This is a genomic window from Pseudonocardia lacus, from assembly GCF_018531445.1.
GTDB lineage: Bacteria > Actinomycetota > Actinomycetes > Mycobacteriales > Pseudonocardiaceae > Pseudonocardia > Pseudonocardia lacus.
Map to the genome: position 1 here is coordinate 1 of NZ_JAHDTH010000486.1, position 905 is coordinate 905.

Genomic DNA, 905 nt, shown 5'->3' on the forward strand with positions numbered 1-905 from the left:
ACCGGAGCGGGGCGCCCCGCCCACCCGGCCGCCGGCGATCTCGTCATCGACGACCCCGCCGGGCTCGCCGCCGCGGTGCCGGCGCTGCTCGGCTTCCACCCCCGGGACTCGCTCGTCCTGGTCTCGGTCGGCGGGTCGGGCGGGGCCCGGCGGATCGGCATGACCCTGCGCGCGGACCTCCCGCCCCGGTCCGCCCCGCGGGCCGAGCTCGCCGGGATGGCCCACGACCTCGTCGACACGCTCCTGCTCGACGCGCCCCGGGCCGCCGCGGCGCTGGTGTTCGCCCCCGCCGGCGCCGACCTCCCGCACCGCGTCCTGGTCGACACCGTGGCCGACGCGCTGCGCGAGCGCGGGGTGGCGCTGGTCAGCGCGATGTGGGTGGAGAGCACGGCGGCGGGCGCGCGCTGGGCCTGCTACCCGCCGTGCGGCTGCACCGGCGCCGTGCCCGACCCGGCGTCGACCGAGCTGGCCGCCCGGACGGTCTTCGACGGGCGGGTCGTGCACAGCTCGCGCGAGGCCGTGGAACGCGCGCTCGACCCCGTCGACCCGGCCGCGGTGCGTCGGCGCGAGCAGATCCTGCGCGACGCCGACCCGTCGACCCGCGTGCTCGACGTGCCCGCCGAGTCGCCGTGGGAGGTCCTGGCGATCGTCGACTCGGCGATCGCCGACACCGCCGACGGCGTGCTGGTGCTCGACGACGACCGCGTCCTCGAACTGGCGAAGGCGCTGTCGGCCACGCCCGTGCGCGACGCCGCCCTGCTGCGCTGCCTCGGCCCGGCCGCGCCCGCCGCCGAGCGGCTGTGGGCCGCGCTCGTCCGGGAGGTGCCCGACCCCGAGGCGGCCGAGCCCGCCGTGCTGCTGGCGGCGTGCGCCCTGCTGCGCGGCGACGGCGCGCTGGCCAACAT

Annotated in this window: 1 protein-coding gene; it reads left to right on the top strand. The window is 79.7% G+C overall.

What is annotated here, in order from left to right; genetic code table 11:
- Positions 1-905, top strand: a 905-nt coding sequence (locus tag KIK08_RS39255; RefSeq protein ID WP_214408365.1) for a DUF4192 domain-containing protein, incomplete at both ends; no start/stop codon positions are given.